We start from the raw sequence: 1566 nt of genomic DNA, 5'->3' as shown, positions 1-1566 counted from the left end.
CGCCCGGGCCCCGGCACCGGTTCGCGGACAGCCCAGCGGCCCGCACGGCCGGAGGGGTGCCGTGCGGGCCGGGGGCCGGGAGCGGGCCCGGTCACGGGGGGGGCCGGCTCCTGCGGGGAGGAGGGTCAGAGGCGGACGGGCAGGGCGCGCAGGTGACGGCCCTCGCCGGGCAGGTCGAAGTACTCCAGCTCGTCGCGGGCGGAGCCGAGGGTCAGGCCGGGGCGCCGCACGAGCAGCTGGTCGAGGACGACCTCGGCCTCCAGCCGCGCGAGCGCCGCCCCGATGCAGTAGTGCGCGCTGTGGCCGAAGGCGACATGGCCGACCCCGCGCCCGAGTTCGCGGGTGATGTCGAGCTTCTCGGGGGCGCTGAACTCGTCCGGGTCATGGTTCGCGGCGAGCAGGGCGCTGGTGACCGCCTCGCCCTTGCGGACCGGCATCCCGGCGAACTCCAGGTCCTCGGTGGCGTACAGCGGCGCGCCCATCGGGACCGGTGAGGTGAAGCGGAGCAGCTCGGGCACCGCGCGGGTGAGCAGCTCCGGTTCGGCGCGCAGCCGCGCCAGCTGGTCGGGGTGGTCCAGGAGGGCAAGCACGGCGGACGCGATGAACAGGGCCGGCGGGGTGATGCCGGTGTTCACGAGCAGCAGCACCAGGGCGACCATCTCCGTCTCGGTCAGGCCGCCGTCGGCCTCATCGCCGGAGGCGATCCAGGCGGAGACCAGGTCGTCGGCGGGCCGCACGCGGCGGCGCGCGATCAGGCCCTTGGCGTACTCGACCATGTTGCGCAGGGCGGGCACGAACAGCTCGGGGTCGCCGGAGGCGTACTGGCGGATCCAGGTGCGCATGTCCGCCACGTCGGGCTCGTCGACGCCGATCAGCGCGCAGATCACGGTGGACGCCAGCGGATAGCCGACGTCCTCGAGGAGTTCGGCCTCCTGCCGGGCGGCGAGCGGCGCGATCAGGTCCGCGGTGATCTGCTCCAGGCGCGGCCTGAGCGCGTTGATCCGGCGGGCCGTGAAGGACTGGGTGACCAGGGCGCGCAGCCTGGTGTGCTCGGCGCCGTCGACGAGGACCATGATGCCCAGGTAGTCGCTGTACTCGGCGGGCAGCCCGTAGGCGTCGATCATCTGCTGGGCGATGCTCGGCCCGTCCTGCACGTATCCGGGGACCTTGGCCTGGTCGCGGACGAAGCGGGGGTCGGCGAGCGCGGCGCGGGCGTCCTCGTAGCGGGTGATCAGCCAGACCGGTGTCTCGATGCCCGGCAGGGTCACCCGCACCAGGGGGGCCTGGCGGCGCAGCGCGGTGTAGCCACGCTCGGGGTCGCTGATCAGCTCGGAGGTCAGCTCGACGGTCTCCGGCGCGATGGCGGTCATGGCTCTCCTTGGACGGTGGTACGGATCAGGGCGGGGGCCGGGGCGGAACGCTCCAGGTGGGTGTGGGTCAGGGCGACCAGCCAGGCGTTGAGCGAGATTCCCTGGCGGGCGGCGGCCTGTTCGGCCCGGTTCTTGAGCGGCTCGGGCAGGCGCAGGCTGACCCGGGCCACCGGGTGCGCGTCCCACTCCGGGGGCG

The 1566-nt window shown here is 74.2% G+C and carries 2 protein-coding genes; both read right to left on the bottom strand.

All coding sequences use genetic code 11. The features are described from left to right. Positions 1–125: 125 nt before the first annotated feature. A complete protein-coding gene (locus tag N4P33_RS35125) occupies positions 126–1370 on the bottom strand; it encodes a cytochrome P450 (protein ID WP_260830961.1) in 1245 nt (414 codons plus the stop codon). Then, positions 1367–1566 (bottom strand): toxin-antitoxin system HicB family antitoxin (locus tag N4P33_RS35120; RefSeq protein WP_260830960.1); only part of this gene is annotated, 200 nt, incomplete at its 5' end. The genes N4P33_RS35120 and N4P33_RS35125, both read right to left, overlap by 4 nt.

Origin of the sequence: Streptomyces sp. 15-116A, from assembly GCF_025290915.1 — a bacterium.
Lineage (GTDB): Bacteria > Actinomycetota > Actinomycetes > Streptomycetales > Streptomycetaceae > Streptomyces.
This window is presented reverse-complemented; position numbering and strand designations above follow the sequence as displayed.

What these genes read in the sequence shown, in the direction of transcription:
- N4P33_RS35125 (WP_260830961.1), bottom strand. Translation starts at nt 1,370, where the DNA reads ATGACCGCCATCGCGCCGGAGACCGTCGAGCTGACCTCCGAGCTGATC.